Raw genomic sequence first — 15,241 nt, 5'->3', positions numbered from 1 at the left:
CTGACCTGCGGCAGGGCACTCCTCACGGCCCGCCACCACACTAAGCGGATAGAGTTATCCGCTTAGTGCTACGGTGGTGCGTGCCGGCCTGGTCCGCAACGTGAGGAGTCCCGATGTCACGCAGCCGTCGGCTGTCGCTGGGCGCCGTCGTCCTGGTGGTGAACGCCCTGCAATGGGTGATCGCCGAAGCCGTCACCGCGGCGGCCTGGAACGATCCGCCCTACAGCTACGCCACCAACTACATCAGCGACCTCGGTGTGCCGGACTGCGGCACCAAGTTCCAGGGCCGCGAGCTCTGCTCCCCCGAGCACCAGCTGATGAACACCTCCTTCATGCTCCAGGGGATCCTCTTCGCGACCGGCGTGATCCTGCTGTCCGTGCTGGTCAGCGGCCGTGCGCGGCGCGTCGTCGTCGCCCTCGCCGCCACCCACGGCGTGGCGTTCGTCCTGGTCGGGCTCTTCCACGGCTCCGCGCACGGGCCGGGCTACAGCCTGGTCGTCCATGTCGTCGCGGCCGCCGTCGGCATCCTGTGCGCGAACACCGTCGTGATCATGGCGGGGTCGCTGCGCGGTCTCGGCGCCCCGACGCCGTACCGCGTCTTCAGTGTCACGGTCGGCGTGCTGGGCCTGCTCAGCGAGACCCTGGTCGGTGCCTCGGCGAGCACCGCCGGGGTGTTCGAGCGCGCCGGGGTCTACTCCTGGCTGCTGTGGGGCACCGTGACCGGCGCCCTGCTCCTGGCCGGCCGGCTGCCCCGCCCGGCCGTACTGGAGAATGTCCCGGTGTGACCCGGGAAACGCAACGCCCGCTGCGCGCGGACGCGGAACGAAACCGTCAGCTGATCATGGACACGGCCAACCGCATGATCGCGCGGCGGGGTGCCGTCGTCACCCTCAACGAGATCGCCCACGAGGCGGGGGTCGGCGTCGGCACGGTCTACCGCCGCTTCGCCGACCTCCAGACGCTGATCGACGCCCTGTTCACCGAGCGGTTCACCACGTTCCTGGGGCTCGCGGCGGCGGCCGAAGAGCACACCGACCCCGGCCGGGCGCTGCGCCAGTACCTGCTGGAGACGGCGCGCTGGCGCGCCGGGGACCGGGCCCTGGACGTCATCCTCGCCCACGCGGACCTCGGCACCGGGCCGCTCGCCGCGATGCGCGACGAACTCGGCGGCCATGTCGACGGCCTGGTGGCACGGGCCGTGGCGGCGGGCGCGGTCCGCGCGGACTTCGCCGCCTCCGACGTGTACGCCTACCTGTACATGGTCGGCGCCGTCGTGGACCGCACCCACGACATCGCCCCCGACGCCTGGCGCCGCTACGCCGAGGTCCTGCTCATCGGCTTCGGCCTCGAACAGGCCCCGACGGCCCGCACCTCCGCCATGACCGACGCCCAGATCCGCCAGACGTGGCCGAGGCCCTAGAGGGTCTCCACCCCGGCCGACTCGAAGCGCCAGCGGTGCACCGGGCGGGTCACCAGGTCCCCGGGCGGGTCGGCGAGTTCGGGGAAGCCCGAGTCGTCGTACGACCCGTCCCACCAGGTGATCACCAGGACCCGGTCCTGCGGTGCCCGGAAGGTCTCCCGGCGCAGCGGGGTCCCGGAAAGGCCCTGCTCACGCGCCCACGTCAGCAGGTCCGCGCCCCGGCCGGGCACCGCCCGCGCCTCCCACATCAACGCGACCGTCACGTGTACAGGTTCTCCTTGCTGACCTCGTGCACATGGTCGTGGTGGTGGCCCGGCACATGCGGGTCCGTCACCGGCAGGGAGCTGTCCGCCGAGAGGTCCCAGCCGGACGCGGCCCGGTTGCGCGCGACCATCTCGGCGCCGAGGGCGGCCACCATCGCGCCGTTGTCCGTGCACAGCTTCGGGCGGGGGACGCGGAGCCGGATGCCCGCGGCCTCGCAGCGCTCCTGGGCCAGGGCACGCAGCCGGGAGTTGGCGGCGACCCCGCCGCCGATCATCAGGTGGTCGACGCCCTCGTCGCGGCAGGCCCGGACGGCCTTGCGGGTCAGGACGTCCACGACCGCCTCCTGGAAGGAGGCCGACACGTCGCGGACCGGGACGTCCTCGCCGGCCGCCCGCCTGGCCTCGATCCAGCGGGCCACCGCCGTCTTGAGGCCGGAGAAGGAGAAGTCGTACGCCGGGTCGCGCGGACCGGTGAGACCGCGCGGGAAGGCGATGGCCCGCGGGTCCCCCTCCTTCGCGTAGCGGTCGATGACCGGGCCGCCGGGGAAGCCCAGGTTCAGCACGCGGGCGATCTTGTCGAAGGCCTCGCCGGCCGCGTCGTCGATGGTCGCGCCGAGCGGCCGTACGTCGGAGGTGATGTCCGAGGAGAGCAGCAGGGAGCTGTGCCCGCCGGACACCAGCAGGGCCATCGTCGGCTCCGGCAGCGGACCGTGCTCCAGCTGGTCGACGCAGATGTGGGAGGCGAGGTGGTTCACGCCGTACAGGGGCTTGCCGAGCGCGTACGCGTACGCCTTCGCCGCCGAGACACCCACCAGCAGCGCGCCGGCCAGGCCGGGGCCGGCCGTGACCGCGATGCCGTCCAGGTCCTTCGCGCTCACGCCCGCGTCCTTCAGCGCGCGCTCGATGGTCGGGACCATCGCCTCCAGGTGCGCCCGGGACGCCACCTCGGGCACCACTCCGCCGAAGCGGGCGTGCTCGTCGACGGACGAGGCGATGGCGTCGGCGAGCAGCGTGGTGCCCCGGACGATGCCGACGCCGGTCTCGTCGCAGGAGGTCTCGATCCCCAGAACCAGGGGTTCGTCAGCCATTGATCTCGGTTCCTTGTCCGGAAGTGGGGCCGTCGGCGGGGCCGCCGCCCGGTTTCGTCATCAGGCGCATCACCAGGGCGTCCACGTTCCCCGGCTGGTAGTAGCCGCGTCGGAACCCGATGGCCTCGAAGCCGAACCGCTCGTAGAGCTTCTGCGCGCGGGTGTTGTCGACCCGGCACTCCAGCATGACCTCGGCGCACTCGAAGGCGGTCGCGGCCCGCAGCAGCTCGGTGAGGAGCTGTCCGCCGAGCCCGGTGCCCCAGTGGTCGCGGGCGACGGCGATGGTCTGGACGTCCCCGAGTTCGCCCTGGGCGGCCAGCCCCGCGTACCCGATGACCTGCTCGTCCGCCAGCGCGACCACGTACCGCCGGGTCGCCTCCGGACCCCTCGAGTGGGCCAGCTCGGACCAGAACATCCCCCGCGACCAGGCGTCCTCGGGGAACAGGCCCTTCTCCAGCTCCAGGACCCGGTCGATGTCCCACCAGCGCATCTCGCGCAACTGTGCCGTCACTTGGGGGTGACCACCTTGTAGTTCTTGGGCACCTGGGCGTCCGGCCGGCGCAGATACAGCGGCCGGGGCGCGGGCAGCTCCTCGCCGGCGGCCAGCCGCTCGACGGCGAGCGAGGCGAGGGCGGCCGCGGAGACGTGCTCGGGTTCGTGCACGACCGGGAAGGTGCCGGGGTAGAGCATCGCCCCGGCTCCGACGGCGGGCATCCCGGCGACCTGCTCGGCGATGTCGGCGGGCCGGTCGACGGCCGGATCCGTGAGCCGAGTGCGCGAGTCGGCGTACGTCGCCCAGTAGACCTCCTTGCGGCGGGCGTCGGTCGCCACGACGAACGGGCCCTTCTCGACGTCGGCCGCGTAGGCGAGCCCGTCGAGCGTGCAGAGGCCGTACACGGGCACGCCCAGCGCGAGCCCGAAGGTGTCCGCGGTCATCAGACCGACCCGCAGGCCGGTGTAGGGACCGGGACCGACGCCTGTGACGATCCCGGTGACGGCGTCCAGCTTGACCCCGGCCTCGGCGAGAACGCGGTCGACGGCCGGCAGCAGCAGCTCGCCGTGCCGGCGCGCGTCCACCTGACCCGACGAGGCGATGACGGCCTCACCGTCGTGCAACGCGACGGTGACGGCGGGGGTGGCGGTATCCAGAGCGAGCAAGAGCACGCGAACAGCCTACGGCTCCGACGCCGCGAGCACGGCCGCCAGGGGCGGACGGTCACTGACTGCTACGGTCTGTACGAAGTACGACATATACGGCGAGTCAGAGGTGGCGCACGTGTCAGGGACCAGCTCGGGAATCGTGGCCGGCCTCACCGCGGCGGCTGTCGGGGCGGTCGGTCTCCTCGCCTACCAGGCCTCTGCCACCGTACCGCCCGGCCTCGGCGACAGGCCCTCGTCGAGCCCCGCCCCGGGAGCGCCGGCGACCAAGGCACCCCGCGACCAGCACCACCCCACCGCCCTGCCGAACAACTCCGGAACGGGTGAACGGGTGGTGTACTCGGTGGACGACGACCGGGTCTGGCTCGTCGACGAGCGCGAGCGCGTCGAGCGCACCTTCCCGGTGCGGCCCGGCACGATCGACCCGCCCGTGGGCGCCTACTGGGTGACGTCCCGCTCCAAGGCGGTCACGGGCACGGACGGCCTCCCCATCGAACACGTGGTCCGCTTCACCACCACGAAGGACGGCTCGGCGATCGGCTTCAGCGCGGCCACCGGCACGAGCATGATCGAACCCCCCGACCCGACGGTCAAAACAGGCGGCATCCGCGAAACCCGCCCCGACGGCGACGCGATGTGGATGTTCGCGACGATCGGCGTGAAGGTGATGGTGATCCGTTGAACGCCCCCGAGGAACGCGCCCCGTAGGGGCGCGGGGCTGTATCGATATGCGGCTGTCGCCGCGCGGGCGCGCTCAGCCCCCACACAGCCGCGCCGGAGAACCTACCGGCCGCCCCCGCCTAGGCAGCCCTACGGTCCTGCTCGACCGGCCTCAGAGGCAGCTCCGGCACTCTCGGCGGCCTCGACACCGCGTCAGCGGCCGCACAGGACGCCAGAAGCTCGCGCATGGACACTCCGGCGACCGCGAACGGCCGCCGCTCCTTGGACGTGGACGCGGGCATGGACGCCTCCTGAGCTGCGGGGGCGGACGAAGTTAGGTACACCTAACTACGGGCTGGGTACCATGTGACCACGCCCGAGTCACGAAACGCAATATCTTGCCGACGCCTTGTCGGAATGTTCACGCGGCCCCCGGCCCGCGCCCACCGCAACGGCGGACCCGGCTCCGCCCGCCGCTCAGGCGGACAGCACGCCCAGAGCCACCGCGGCCCACCGCTCCCCGAGCCCCGTCAGGGTCACGTGCCGTACCTCGTCGGTCGTGTCCCCGACGGCCCGGTGGATCCGTACGACGAGCCGGTCCTCGGTCAGCTCCTCGACCTTGCCCTCGCCCCACTCCACGACGACCACCGAGTCGGGCAGCGAGACGTCGAGGTCCAGGTCCTCCATCTCGTCGAGCCCGCCGCCCAGGCGGTACGCGTCGACGTGGACGAGCGGCGGCCCGTCCCCGAGGGACGGATGGACGCGGGCGATCACAAAGGTCGGGGAGGTGACGGCCCCGCGCACACCGAGCCCGTCGCCCAGTCCGCGGGCCAGCGTCGTCTTGCCGGCGCCGAGTTCCCCGCTGAGCATCACGAGGTCACCGGCGCGCAGCAACTTGGCCAGTCGGCGCCCCAGCTCCCCCATCTGCCCGGGAGAGTTAACGATCAACTCCGTGCCGTTGCCGGCCCCGGCTCCGGCCAGGCCGTCAGCCTGGCTGTGCCGTGCTGCTGGTGCTTCCATAGCCACTTACCGTAGCCCCTGCCGGCACGGCACCCGCGCGGGTGAGCAGGTCGGCGAGGCGGTCGGTGACCACTTCCGGGTGTTCCAGCATGACCAGGTGACCGGCGTCCGGGACCAGCACCAGTTCGGCGTCGGGCAGCAGATCGGCGATGACCTCGCTGTGCTCGCTGGGGGTGACGAGATCCTGCACCCCGGCCAGCACCAGCACCGGCACGTTCTGGAAATAGGCGAGGGCCGCGGTCTTGTCGTGGTCGGTGAAGGCCGGGTAGAACTCGGCGACCACGTCGATCGGGGTGGACTCGATCATCCGCTCGGCGAACCGCTCGACGGCCGGGTCGACGTCCCGGGACGCGAACGAGTACCGCTTGATGATCCCGGCGAACAGGTCGGCGGTGGCCCGCCGTCCCTTCTCCACCAGCGCGGCCTGGGTGCCCAGCGCCTTCAGCACTCCGGGCAGCACCCGGCGCACCGCGTTGACGCCGGCGACCGGCAGCCCGAAGTTGACCTCGCCGAGCCGCCCGGACGACGTACCGACGAAGGCGGTGGCGACGACCCGCTCGCGGATCAGCTCGGGGTACTGCGCGGCGAGCGCCATCACGGTCATGCCGCCCATCGAGTGCCCGACCAGCACGATCGGCCCCTCGGGGACGGCCGCGTCGAGGACGGCCTTCAGGTCCCGGCCCAGCTGGTCGATGGTGAGCGGAACGCCGCTCTCGTGCTGGGCGACACCGCGTTCGGAGCGGCCGTGGCTGCGCTGGTCCCAGTGCACGGTGCGGACGACCCCGCGCAGGGCCGCCCGCTGGAAGTGCCAGGAGTCCTGGTTGAGGCAGTAGCCGTGGCTGAAGACGACGGTGACGGGGGCGGGCGCCTTGCGGCCGAAGAGCCGGCGGCGGCGCGGCGAGACGGCCGGGCCGAGGTCGGGCTCCACCTCGTCCACCTCGTAGTACAGCTCGGTGCCGTCGTCGGAGGTCGCCTTGCCGGGTGTGCCGCGCAGGGTGCCGTACGGTCCCGCCGAGTCCAGGGCCAGCCGGGCCTTGCGGCGCATCCCGCGGCCGACGGTCATCCGCTCCACGGCGACCCCCGCGGCCGCCCCGGCGGCGAGCACTCCTATGGCGGCCCCGGCGATACCGGTGACCTTGAGCCAACTCCCGTCCGCCCCCGTGGCGGAAGCGACGGCCGCCGCGGCGTCCGCTACGGCCTCCGCACTGCTCTCGCTCACGTACCGCTCCTCTTCGCCGTACTGCAGTTCGCTCGTTAGGTGATACGGGTGATGCTCACGAGGTGAGTGTTGCGTGTGTTGCTGCTGTTACAGGTGTAACCGGGTTCTGCCGTTGCCGAACCCCTGAGGTCAGTCCTCGTCCCCTGGTTCTTGCCCACTCGGTTCCCCGTTCACATAGACGCGGGGAACCCGGGTTCCGATGCGGGTGACGATTTCGTAGGCGATGGTGCCCGCGGCCTGGGCCCAGTCCTCGGCGGTGGGCTCGCCCCGGTCGCCCGGACCGAACAGCACGGCCTCGGAGCCGACTTCGGGTTCGTCGCCGCCGAGGTCGACGACGAACTGGTCCATGGCGACGCGCCCGGCGACCGTCCGCCACTTGCCGCCGACCAGCACCGGTCCGGTGCCGGAGGCATGGCGCGGGATGCCGTCCGCGTAGCCGACGGGGACCAGCCCGAGAGTGGTCTCACCGGGGGTGACGTACAGGTGCCCGTAGCTCACGCCGTGGCCGCCCGGGACGTGCTTCACCAGGGCGAGGGAGGCGGAGAGGGTCATCACCGGACGCAGCCCGAAGTCGGCCGCGCTGCCCAGTTCGGGGCTGGGCGAGAGGCCGTAGAGGGCGATACCCGTGCGGACCAGGTCGAAGTGGGACTCGGGGAGGGTGAGGGTGGCCGGCGAGTTGGCGATGTGCCGCACCTCGGGGCGCACGCCCTGCTCCTCGGCGTGGGCGAGCATCTCGCGGAAGGCGGTGAGCTGGGCGGCGATGGAGGGATGGCCGGGCTCGTCGGCGCAGGCGAAGTGCGACCAGAGCCCCGTGATCCGGACCAGCCCCGCCGTCTGCGCGCGCAGCGCCTCGGCGACCAGCTCGGGCCAGTCACCGGGCTGGCAGCCGTTGCGCCCGAGCCCGGTGTCGGCCTTGAGCTGTACGCGCGCGGGGCGGCCGGCGGCGCGGGCGGCCGCGACGACCTCCCGCAGCGCCCACATCCCGCTCACCGACACGTCGAGGTCGGCCTCGACGGCCTCCCGCCACGGCCCGCCGGGGGTCCACAGCCAGCACATGATCCGCACGTCCGCGGGCAGCCCGGGGTCCGCGCGCAGCGCCAGGGCCTCCTCGGGGGTGGCCGTACCGAGCCAGCCCGCGCCCGCCCGGACGGCCTCGCGGGCACACCGGACGGCCCCGTGGCCGTACGCGTCGGACTTCACCACGGCCATCAGGGCCGCGCCCGGCGCGAGGGCGCGCAGGGTCCGCACGTTGGCCCGCAGGGCGGCCAGGTCGATCTCGGCGCGGGCGCGCAGGGGCGCGGTCGGTGCACTAGCTGTCTCACTCATCGCGCCCCCAGTGTCTCAGAGGCCTCTGACAGCCCTCCGGCACAGGCCCCCGTACGGGCCCCGGTCACCCTCGGGTACCCGCCGGGCACCGGTTCAGGTACCCGTCCGGTGCCCCCACACGTACACCTTGTCGCCCTTCTTCAGCACACCCCACAGCTTCTTCGCGTCGCCGAGCTTGAGGTTCACACAGCCCCAGGAGCCGACGGTGGTGTAGATGGAGCCGTAGACGGCGTGGAAGGCCTGGCCGCCGTCGAAGAACTGGGCGTACGGCATGGGCGAGTTGTACAGGGTCGACCAGTGGTTCTTGTGCCGCCAGTAGACGGTGTGCCACCCGGCCCGGGTCGCGTACCCCTTCCGTCCGCTCCGCATCTGCACCGGCCCGAAGACCACCTTGCTGCCCTTCTGCACCCAGGTGACCTGCCGGTTGAGATCGACACAGACGACCCGGTACGACTTCACGGGGCAGTTCTTCTTGGCGTTCGGGTTCTTCTTCGCCGAGAGGAGCATCATCTGGTACCAGGTCACGGGCCCCGCGAACCCGATGGCCGGCTTGATCTTGTACTGCTTCTGAAACTTCTGGATGGCCTTGCAGTCGGCGGTGGACTGCTTCCCGTCCACCTTCAGCTTCAGCCACTGCTCGATCTGCCGCTGGTACGGCCCGGTCAGCTTGGAGCAGCTCACCTTGGCGACGGCGTCGCTGAGCGGCACGTACTCGACGAGGTCGTACGCCCCCGGCGGCGCCTCCTTGGGCTCGACGGCGTCCTCCTTGGCGCTGGGCGTGTACACCTTCGGCGCCAGCATCTGGTCGGGGGTGTCGATCTGCCACGGCTGCCCGGGGCCGGGCGCGACCCCCGGCACCAGCTCCGACTCGGCAACGGCGGAGGGCGGGTTGGGAACGGTGTCCGCGGCGACGCTCCCGGCCCCGAGGCACAGAACGACCACGGCGGCGACGAGGGCCCCCGCGACCCCGCGTGCAGAACCGCCCCGATAACGCACGATTCGTCCACTAATCATGCGATCAGACAACCCCGCACACCCAGAAATCCGGCGAAGCCGCGCGGCCAGGTCACCCGACGGATGCAGGGGCCTCCGGCGAGACGGGGTACCCACACGCCCGACAGAACCGCCCCCCTTCCGAGCACCCCACCCCACTCCGCGGCCGACACGAGCAGCACGCGCCCCTCAGGATCACGGGGCCCCACTCCGCGGCCGAGGCGAGCAGCGCGTGCCCCTCAGGGGCGCGGGGAACTGCGCGATCAGCCCCCACCCGGCCGCACCCGCCGCACAACGCTGCCCCTGGAGGGTGAGGTCTTGGCCTACCGAGTCGGGCGGGTGGGTGGGAAAACACCCCTCCACGCCGCCCCCAACGCGTCAGCCACCGCATGCGCAACCGTCGGCGCCCCCTCCGCCGCGAACCGCCCCGCGAGCCCGTGCAGATACGCCGCCACACTCCCCGCGTCCCGCCCGTCAAGACCGCACGCCAGCAACGACCCGGCCAGCCCCGACAGCACATCCCCACTCCCCGCGGTGGCCAGCCACGGCGTCCCCGTCGCGTTCACCCGCACGGCCGCCGCCCCTCCCCCCGGCTCCGCCACCAGCGTCGTCGCCCCCTTCAACAGCACCGTCGCCCGATACGCCCCCGCCAGCTCCCGCACCGCCGCGAGCCGGCCGGCCTCGACCTCCTCCCGCCGTACCCCCAGCAGCGCCGCCGCCTCCCCGGCATGCGGCGTCATCAGCGTCGGCGCCGTACGAGCACGCACCGCGTCCCGGTCGGCGAGCCGCAGCCCGTCCGCGTCGACCAGCACCGGCACGTCCGCCTCCAGCACCTCGGCGACGGCCTCGGCGTGGTCTCCGGCTCCCGGTCCGACCACCCACGCCTGCACCCGCCCGGCCTTGCGCGGCCCCCCGTCCGACACCAGCGTCTCGGGAAACCGCGCCAGCACCTCGTCCCCGGCGGGCCCGACGTACCGTACGGCCCCGGCCCCGCCCCGCAACGCCCCCGCGACGGCGAGCACCGCGGCCCCGGGATAACGGGCCGACCCGGCGGCGATCCCCACCACTCCCCGCCGGTACTTGTCGCTCTCCGCGGACGGCATCGGCAGCAGCCGCGCCACGTCCACGTCCTGCAAGGCCTCCAGTTCGGCCTCCTCGGGCAGTTCGAGCCCGATGTCGACCAGCCGCACCGAACCGGCGTACTCCCGCGCCGGATCGATCAGCAGCCCCGGCTTGTGCGTGCCGAAGGTGACGGTCAGGTCCGCCCGTAGGGCCGCTCCCCGCACCTCGCCGCTGTCCGCGTCCACCCCGCTGGGCAGGTCCACGGCGACGACGACGGCGCGCGACCGTTCCACCACGGCGACCAGCGCGGCGGCCTCGGGCCGCAGCCCGCCCTTCCCGCCGATCCCCACGATCCCGTCCACGACGAGATCGGACCGCAGGATCAACTCCTCGGCGGCACCGGGGAGTACGGCCGTACCGCCGGCCCGGCGCAGCGCCGCCAGGCCGCCGGCGTGGGTGCGCTCCGGCGCGAGCAGCACGGCCGCGACCCCCGCCCCCCTCTTCGCCAGCCGTGCCCCGGCGTACAGCGCGTCGCCGCCGTTGTCCCCGCTGCCGACCAGCAGCACCACCCGGCTGCCGTACACCCGTCCGAGCAACTCGGCGCAGGTGGCGGCCAGCCCGGCGACGGCCCGCTGCATCAGCGCCCCTTCCGGCAGCCGCGCCATCAACTCCCGCTCGGCCGCCCGTACCGTCTCCACGCTGTAAGCAGTCCGCATGCCCCGAGTCTCCCCCGGAACCGGTGGGGCGCGCATCCGCCCGCCCCGCCCGGGTCACCCCTCCGCGATCACCACCGCCGACGCCACCCCGGCGTCATGGCTGAGCGACACATGCCAGGACCGCACCCCGAGTTCCGCCGCGCACGCGGCCACGCTCCCCTTCACCTGCAACCACGGCCGCCCGCTGTCCTCCACGAGCACCTCCGCGTCCGTCCAGAGCAGCCCGGGCGGTGCCCCCAGCGCCTTGGCCAGCGCCTCCTTGGCCGCGAACCGCGCCGCGAGCGAGGCGATACCGCGCCGCTCCCCGCTCGGCAGCAGCAACTCCCGCTCCACGAAAAGCCGCCTGGCCAGCCCGGGAGTCCGCTCCAGCGACTCCCGGAACCGGTCGATCTCGGCGACGTCGATCCCTACCCCGATGATGCTCACCCGGGCACTCTACGATCGCCCCGGCCACCGCAGGCCCGCCCGGCCGCCTCGCCTCACTCCACTGTCACCGACTTCGCCAGGTTGCGCGGCTGGTCGACCTCGTTGCCGCGGGCCGTGGCCAGTTCGCAGGCGAAGACCTGGAGGGGGACCGTGGAGACGAGGGGCTGGAGCAGGGTCGGGGTGGCCGGGATGCGGATCAGGTGGTCTGCGTACGGGACCACCGCCTCGTCCCCCTCCTCCGCGATCACGATCGTGCGCGCGCCCCGGGCCCGGATCTCCTGGATGTTGGAGACGATCTTGTCGTGGAGGACGGACCGGCCGCGCGGTGACGGCACGACGACCACCACCGGCAGGTCCTCCTCGATCAGCGCGATCGGGCCGTGCTTCAGCTCGCCCGCCGCGAAGCCCTCGGCGTGCATGTAGGCCAGTTCCTTGAGCTTCAGGGCGCCTTCGAGGGCGACCGGGTAGCCGACGTGCCGGCCGAGGAACAGCACCGTCTTCTTGTCGGCGAGGGAGCGCGCGAGCTCCCGTACCGGCTCCATGGTCTCCAGGACCCGCTCGACCTCGCCGGAGATGTGCGAGAGGTCCCGGATCACGGCGCCGACCTCGTCGCCCCACTTGGTGCCCCGCACCTGTCCGAGGTACAGGGCGACCAGGTAGCAGGCCACCAACTGGGTGAGGAACGCCTTGGTCGAGGCGACCGCGACCTCAGGACCGGCGTGGGTGTACAGCACCGCGTCCGACTCGCGCGGGATCGTCGAGCCGTTGGTGTTGCAGATCGCCAGGACCTTGGAGCCCTGTTCCCGCGCATGCCGCAGGGCCATCAGGGTGTCCATGGTCTCGCCGGACTGGGAGATGGCGATCACCAGGCTCCGGGAGTCCAGGATCGGGTCCCGGTACCGGAACTCGCTGGCCAGCTCCACCTCGCAGGGGATGCGCGTCCAGTGCTCGATGGCGTACTTGGCGATCAGGCCTGCGTGGAAGGCCGTACCGCAGGCGACGATGACGACCTTGTCCACCTCGCGCAGCTCGGTGGCGCCGATCCGGACTTCGTCGAGGGTCAGGGAGCCGGCCGCGTCGATGCGGCCCAGGAGCGTATCGGCGACCGCCTTGGGCTGCTCGGCGATCTCCTTGAGCATGAAGTAGTCATAACCCCCCTTTTCCGCTGCCGACGCGTCCCAGTCGACGTGGTACGAGCGGACGTCCGCCGGGGCGCCGTCGAAGCCCGTCACCGTCACGCCGTCCCGGCGCAGCTCCACCACCTGGTCCTGGCCCAGCTCGATCGCCGACCGCGTGTGGGCGATGAACGCGGCGACGTCCGAGGCGAGAAAGGCCTCGCCCTCTCCAACGCCCACCACCAGCGGGGAGTTCCGGCGTGCGCCGACGACCACGTCCGGGTCGTCCGCGTGCACGGCGACCAGCGTGAACGCGCCCTCCAGGCGCCGGCACACCAGCCGCATCGCCTCCGCGAGGTCGGCGGTCACGGAGAACTCCTCCGCCAGCAGATGCGCGACCACCTCGGTGTCCGTCTCGGAGGCGAGGTCGTGCCCGCGCTCCGCCAACTCGGCGCGCAGCGCGGCGAAGTTCTCGATGATCCCGTTGTGGACGACGGCGACCTGGCCCGCGTTGTCGAGGTGCGGATGCGCGTTGGCGTCCGTCGGCCCGCCGTGCGTGGCCCAGCGGGTGTGCCCGATCCCGGTGGCACCGGCCGGCAGCGGCCGCTCCGTCAGCTCCTTCTCCAGGTTGACCAGCTTCCCGGCCTTCTTCGCCGAGGCCAGCCCGCCGTCCGCGAGCACGGCGACGCCCGCGGAGTCGTACCCGCGGTACTCCAGCCGCTTCAGCCCGGCGACCACCACATCGAGCGCCGACTGCGCCCCCACGTATCCCACGATTCCGCACATGAGCGGCAGCCTAAGTGCCGACCTCCACCCGAACACGGCTCAGCGTGCCCGAAATCGGAAATCATCGAGCCGATCCGCACCGATGGAAACCCAGCCGACCTCATCCGGCCGTCACCGGTCGCCCGCGGATCCCGCCCACCGGTCCCGCACGCAGGACTGCCGCGGGATTCCCGTGGGCGTGCCGTGAACACACCCCCTCGCCCCCGGACAATGCGCGACTTCACGCCACTCCCCCGCCGCTCCTCGCACGAAGTCGCTTGCCCGGCACGGCCGCCGTACGCCTACCATGGCCCGCGCTTGACCGGCGCATGACCACCCGGCAGGCGTAGGCCCGCCGGCAACCGGGGGGAACGATGTCGCCGCATCACGGGGCCCGTCGTCATGCCGCGTCCCGGTGCCCCGGACTGCCGGGACTTCCGAGACTCCGCCCGCCCACCCTGCTACAAGGACTGCGAGAGGAAAAGAAGCGATGACAAAGCTCGTGTCTCTCCCACCCAGCGGGCCGGGAGAGGACCTCAACTGGTTCGCCACGTCCGCCCTCTTCGACGATGTGGCCACTTTCGTTCTCCGGCATGTGACGGACGATCAGGCAAAGCGTGATGTCGCTGCAGGTGCCGCATCGGGCCATGTCTTCCTCGGGGAACTCCCCGAGCCTGATCAGACGAATGTTCTGACCGCGTTGCGTGACGCGTTTCCCGGCCACGTCGATTCCGACATCTATCCGCCGCAGGTGACTGCCAGGATGGACGACCCGGAGATCTTTGTCGCACGCGCCAAGTCGCTCGCACAGCTGGCAGGCAGAAGCCTCGCCCTGCGCAAGGCTCCCGGAGCCGCGCTGGACAACGAGGGCTGAGAGCTCCCCGACGAAGCGTGCCGGCAGAACAGAACGAAGGGCTTCGGATACCGCCGGACCGCTGACCACGTGACCGACCCCACCCCCCACCCAGTTCAAACTCCGTTAACAATGGATTGTGATCTCTCCGGTCTCCCCGATGCCCCGGAGCGCCCACCGGCACAGGCCGGAGGCGACTCCCTATGTCGACCTCACCCGTTCCGAGTGGAGCGCGCTGCGCGACAAGACACCGTTGCCGCTCACCGCCGAGGAGGTCGAGAAGCTGCGTGGCCTCGGCGACGTCATCGACCTCGACGAGGTGCGGGACATCTACCTCCCGCTGTCCCGCCTGCTCAATCTGTACGTCGGTGCCACTGACGGGCTCAGAGGCGCCCTGAACACCTTCCTCGGCGAACAGGGCTCCCAGTCCGGCACCCCGTTCGTCATAGGCGTGGCGGGCTCGGTGGCCGTCGGGAAGTCGACCGTCGCCCGGCTCCTGCAGGCCCTGCTCTCCCGCTGGCCCGAGCACCCGCGCGTCGAGCTGGTGACGACGGACGGCTTCCTGCTTCCCACCAAGGAACTGGAAGCCCGCGGTCTGATGGCGCGCAAGGGCTTCCCCGAGTCGTACGACCGCCGGGCCCTGACCCGCTTCGTCGCCGACATCAAGGCCGGCAAGGACGAGGTCACCGCCCCCGTCTACTCACACCTGATCTACGACATCGTGCCGGACCGGAAGCTCACCGTCCGGCGCCCGGACATCCTGATCGTCGAAGGGCTCAACGTCCTCCAGCCCGCCCTGCCCGGCAAGGACGGCCGCACCCGGGTCGGCCTCGCCGACTACTTCGACTTCAGCGTGTACGTCGACGCGAGCGCCGAGGACATCGAGCGCTGGTACCTCAACCGTTTCCGCAAGCTGCGCGCGACCGCCTTCCAGAACCCGGACTCGTACTTCAGGAAGTACACCCAGGTGTCCGAGGAGGAGGCCCTGGAGTACGCCCGCGGCCTGTGGCGCACCATCAACAAGGCCAACCTGGTCGAGAACATCGCCCCCACCCGCGGCCGCGCCGCCCTGGTCGTCCGCAAGGGCCCGGACCACAAGGTGCAGCGGCTGAGGCTGCGCAAGCTCTGACATCCCCGCCTGTCGCAGAGGCGTCATG

At 72.0% G+C, this 15,241-nt stretch carries 16 protein-coding genes; 5 read left to right on the top strand and 11 right to left on the bottom strand.

What is annotated here, in order from left to right; translation table 11 throughout:
• The first annotated feature begins 113 nt into the window (after window positions 1–113).
• Both ACFWXC_RS21225 and ACFWXC_RS21220 read left to right on the top strand, forming a co-directional pair.
• Window positions 114–785 (top strand): DUF998 domain-containing protein, encoded by a 672-nt coding sequence (locus ACFWXC_RS21225; protein WP_384480786.1) that lies wholly within the window; start codon window positions 114–116, stop codon window positions 783–785.
• The gene (locus tag ACFWXC_RS21220) at window positions 782–1,420 is read left to right on the top strand and encodes a TetR/AcrR family transcriptional regulator (protein ID WP_384480784.1); all 639 of its coding nucleotides are present in this window, start codon (window positions 782–784) and stop codon (window positions 1,418–1,420) included. The genes ACFWXC_RS21225 and ACFWXC_RS21220 overlap by 4 nt, the downstream gene beginning before the upstream one ends.
• On the opposite strand, the gene ACFWXC_RS21215 is transcribed toward ACFWXC_RS21220, so the two are convergent.
• From ACFWXC_RS21215 to tsaB, 4 genes are read right to left on the bottom strand one after another with little or no spacing between them, the layout of a single operon-like run.
• Window positions 1,417–1,683, bottom strand: a complete 267-nt coding sequence (locus ACFWXC_RS21215) for a hypothetical protein (protein WP_384480782.1) — start codon at window positions 1,681–1,683, stop codon at window positions 1,417–1,419. The genes ACFWXC_RS21220 and ACFWXC_RS21215 overlap by 4 nt on opposite strands.
• Window positions 1,680–2,771 carry a tRNA (adenosine(37)-N6)-threonylcarbamoyltransferase complex transferase subunit TsaD gene (gene tsaD, locus ACFWXC_RS21210; protein WP_384480780.1) on the bottom strand — a complete coding sequence of 364 codons (1,092 nt, stop codon included), beginning with the start codon at window positions 2,769–2,771 and terminating at the stop codon, window positions 1,680–1,682. The genes ACFWXC_RS21215 and tsaD overlap by 4 nt, the downstream gene beginning before the upstream one ends.
• A complete protein-coding gene (rimI, locus tag ACFWXC_RS21205) occupies window positions 2,764–3,261 on the bottom strand; it encodes a ribosomal protein S18-alanine N-acetyltransferase (protein WP_384480941.1) in 498 nt (165 codons plus the stop codon). The genes tsaD and rimI overlap by 8 nt, the downstream gene beginning before the upstream one ends.
• A 17-nt stretch (window positions 3,262–3,278) precedes the next feature.
• Entirely contained in the window at window positions 3,279–3,935 is a 657-nt protein-coding gene (tsaB, locus tag ACFWXC_RS21200) for a tRNA (adenosine(37)-N6)-threonylcarbamoyltransferase complex dimerization subunit type 1 TsaB (RefSeq protein WP_384480778.1), read from the bottom strand.
• A gap of 112 nt (window positions 3,936–4,047) precedes the next feature.
• Here tsaB and ACFWXC_RS21195 point away from each other — a divergent pair, with 112 nt between their 5' ends.
• Entirely contained in the window at window positions 4,048–4,611 is a 564-nt protein-coding gene (locus ACFWXC_RS21195) for a hypothetical protein (protein WP_384480776.1), read from the top strand.
• 455 nt (window positions 4,612–5,066) lie between these two features.
• Here the strand turns inward: ACFWXC_RS21195 and tsaE are convergent, their stop codons facing one another.
• From tsaE to glmS, 7 genes are all read right to left on the bottom strand, one after another.
• Entirely contained in the window at window positions 5,067–5,609 is a 543-nt protein-coding gene (tsaE, locus tag ACFWXC_RS21190) for a tRNA (adenosine(37)-N6)-threonylcarbamoyltransferase complex ATPase subunit type 1 TsaE (protein ID WP_384480774.1), read from the bottom strand.
• Window positions 5,575–6,828 (bottom strand): alpha/beta fold hydrolase, encoded by a 1,254-nt coding sequence (locus ACFWXC_RS21185; RefSeq protein ID WP_384480771.1) that lies wholly within the window; start codon window positions 6,826–6,828, stop codon window positions 5,575–5,577. The genes tsaE and ACFWXC_RS21185 overlap by 35 nt, the downstream gene beginning before the upstream one ends.
• Window positions 6,829–6,957: 129 nt before the next feature.
• Complete coding sequence (gene alr, locus ACFWXC_RS21180; RefSeq protein WP_384480770.1) at window positions 6,958–8,154, bottom strand: alanine racemase; 1,197 nt, start codon at window positions 8,152–8,154, stop codon at window positions 6,958–6,960.
• Window positions 8,155–8,247: 93 nt separating this feature from the next.
• On the bottom strand, window positions 8,248–9,168 hold the full coding sequence (locus ACFWXC_RS21175; protein WP_384480768.1) for a L,D-transpeptidase family protein: 921 nt from the start codon (window positions 9,166–9,168) through the stop codon (window positions 8,248–8,250).
• A gap of 302 nt (window positions 9,169–9,470) precedes the next feature.
• On the bottom strand, window positions 9,471–10,925 hold the full coding sequence (locus ACFWXC_RS21170; protein ID WP_384480766.1) for an NAD(P)H-hydrate dehydratase: 1,455 nt from the start codon (window positions 10,923–10,925) through the stop codon (window positions 9,471–9,473).
• A 54-nt stretch (window positions 10,926–10,979) separates the two neighbouring features.
• On the bottom strand, window positions 10,980–11,351 hold the full coding sequence (locus ACFWXC_RS21165; RefSeq protein WP_384480764.1) for a holo-ACP synthase: 372 nt from the start codon (window positions 11,349–11,351) through the stop codon (window positions 10,980–10,982).
• A gap of 53 nt (window positions 11,352–11,404) precedes the next feature.
• The gene (gene glmS / locus ACFWXC_RS21160) at window positions 11,405–13,252 is read right to left on the bottom strand and encodes a glutamine--fructose-6-phosphate transaminase (isomerizing) (protein ID WP_384480762.1); all 1,848 of its coding nucleotides are present in this window, start codon (window positions 13,250–13,252) and stop codon (window positions 11,405–11,407) included.
• Window positions 13,253–13,721: 469 nt separating this feature from the next.
• On the opposite strand from glmS, the gene ACFWXC_RS21155 reads away from it, so the two are divergent.
• Together ACFWXC_RS21155 and coaA are read left to right on the top strand one after the other, a co-directional pair.
• Window positions 13,722–14,105 (top strand): hypothetical protein, encoded by a 384-nt coding sequence (locus ACFWXC_RS21155; protein ID WP_384480760.1) that lies wholly within the window; start codon window positions 13,722–13,724, stop codon window positions 14,103–14,105.
• 139 nt (window positions 14,106–14,244) lie between these two features.
• On the top strand, window positions 14,245–15,213 hold the full coding sequence (gene coaA, locus ACFWXC_RS21150; protein ID WP_384480758.1) for a type I pantothenate kinase: 969 nt from the start codon (window positions 14,245–14,247) through the stop codon (window positions 15,211–15,213).
• Window positions 15,214–15,241 lie beyond the last annotated feature (28 nt).

It is taken from the genome of Streptomyces sp. NPDC058683 (genome assembly GCF_042716195.1).
In the GTDB taxonomy this organism is placed as follows: Bacteria; Actinomycetota; Actinomycetes; order Streptomycetales; family Streptomycetaceae; genus Streptomyces.
Note: the sequence above shows the minus strand (reverse complement) of the source record. Positions and strands in the feature narration are given on the sequence as shown.

What these genes read in the sequence shown, in the direction of transcription:
- ACFWXC_RS21225 (WP_384480786.1), top strand. Translation starts at nt 114, where the DNA reads ATGTCACGCAGCCGTCGGCTGTCGCTGGGCGCCGTCGTCCTGGTGGTG.
- tsaD (WP_384480780.1), bottom strand. Translation starts at nt 2,771, where the DNA reads ATGGCTGACGAACCCCTGGTTCTGGGGATCGAGACCTCCTGCGACGAG.
- rimI (WP_384480941.1), bottom strand. Translation starts at nt 3,261, where the DNA reads ATGCGCTGGTGGGACATCGACCGGGTCCTGGAGCTGGAGAAGGGCCTG.
- tsaE (WP_384480774.1), bottom strand. Translation starts at nt 5,609, where the DNA reads ATGGAAGCACCAGCAGCACGGCACAGCCAGGCTGACGGCCTGGCCGGA.
- alr (WP_384480770.1), bottom strand. Translation starts at nt 8,154, where the DNA reads ATGAGTGAGACAGCTAGTGCACCGACCGCGCCCCTGCGCGCCCGCGCC.
- ACFWXC_RS21175 (WP_384480768.1), bottom strand. Translation starts at nt 9,168, where the DNA reads ATGATTAGTGGACGAATCGTGCGTTATCGGGGCGGTTCTGCACGCGGG.
- ACFWXC_RS21170 (WP_384480766.1), bottom strand. Translation starts at nt 10,925, where the DNA reads ATGCGGACTGCTTACAGCGTGGAGACGGTACGGGCGGCCGAGCGGGAG.
- glmS (WP_384480762.1), bottom strand. Translation starts at nt 13,252, where the DNA reads ATGTGCGGAATCGTGGGATACGTGGGGGCGCAGTCGGCGCTCGATGTG.
- ACFWXC_RS21155 (WP_384480760.1), top strand. Translation starts at nt 13,722, where the DNA reads ATGACAAAGCTCGTGTCTCTCCCACCCAGCGGGCCGGGAGAGGACCTC.
- coaA (WP_384480758.1), top strand. Translation starts at nt 14,245, where the DNA reads ATGCCCCGGAGCGCCCACCGGCACAGGCCGGAGGCGACTCCCTATGTC.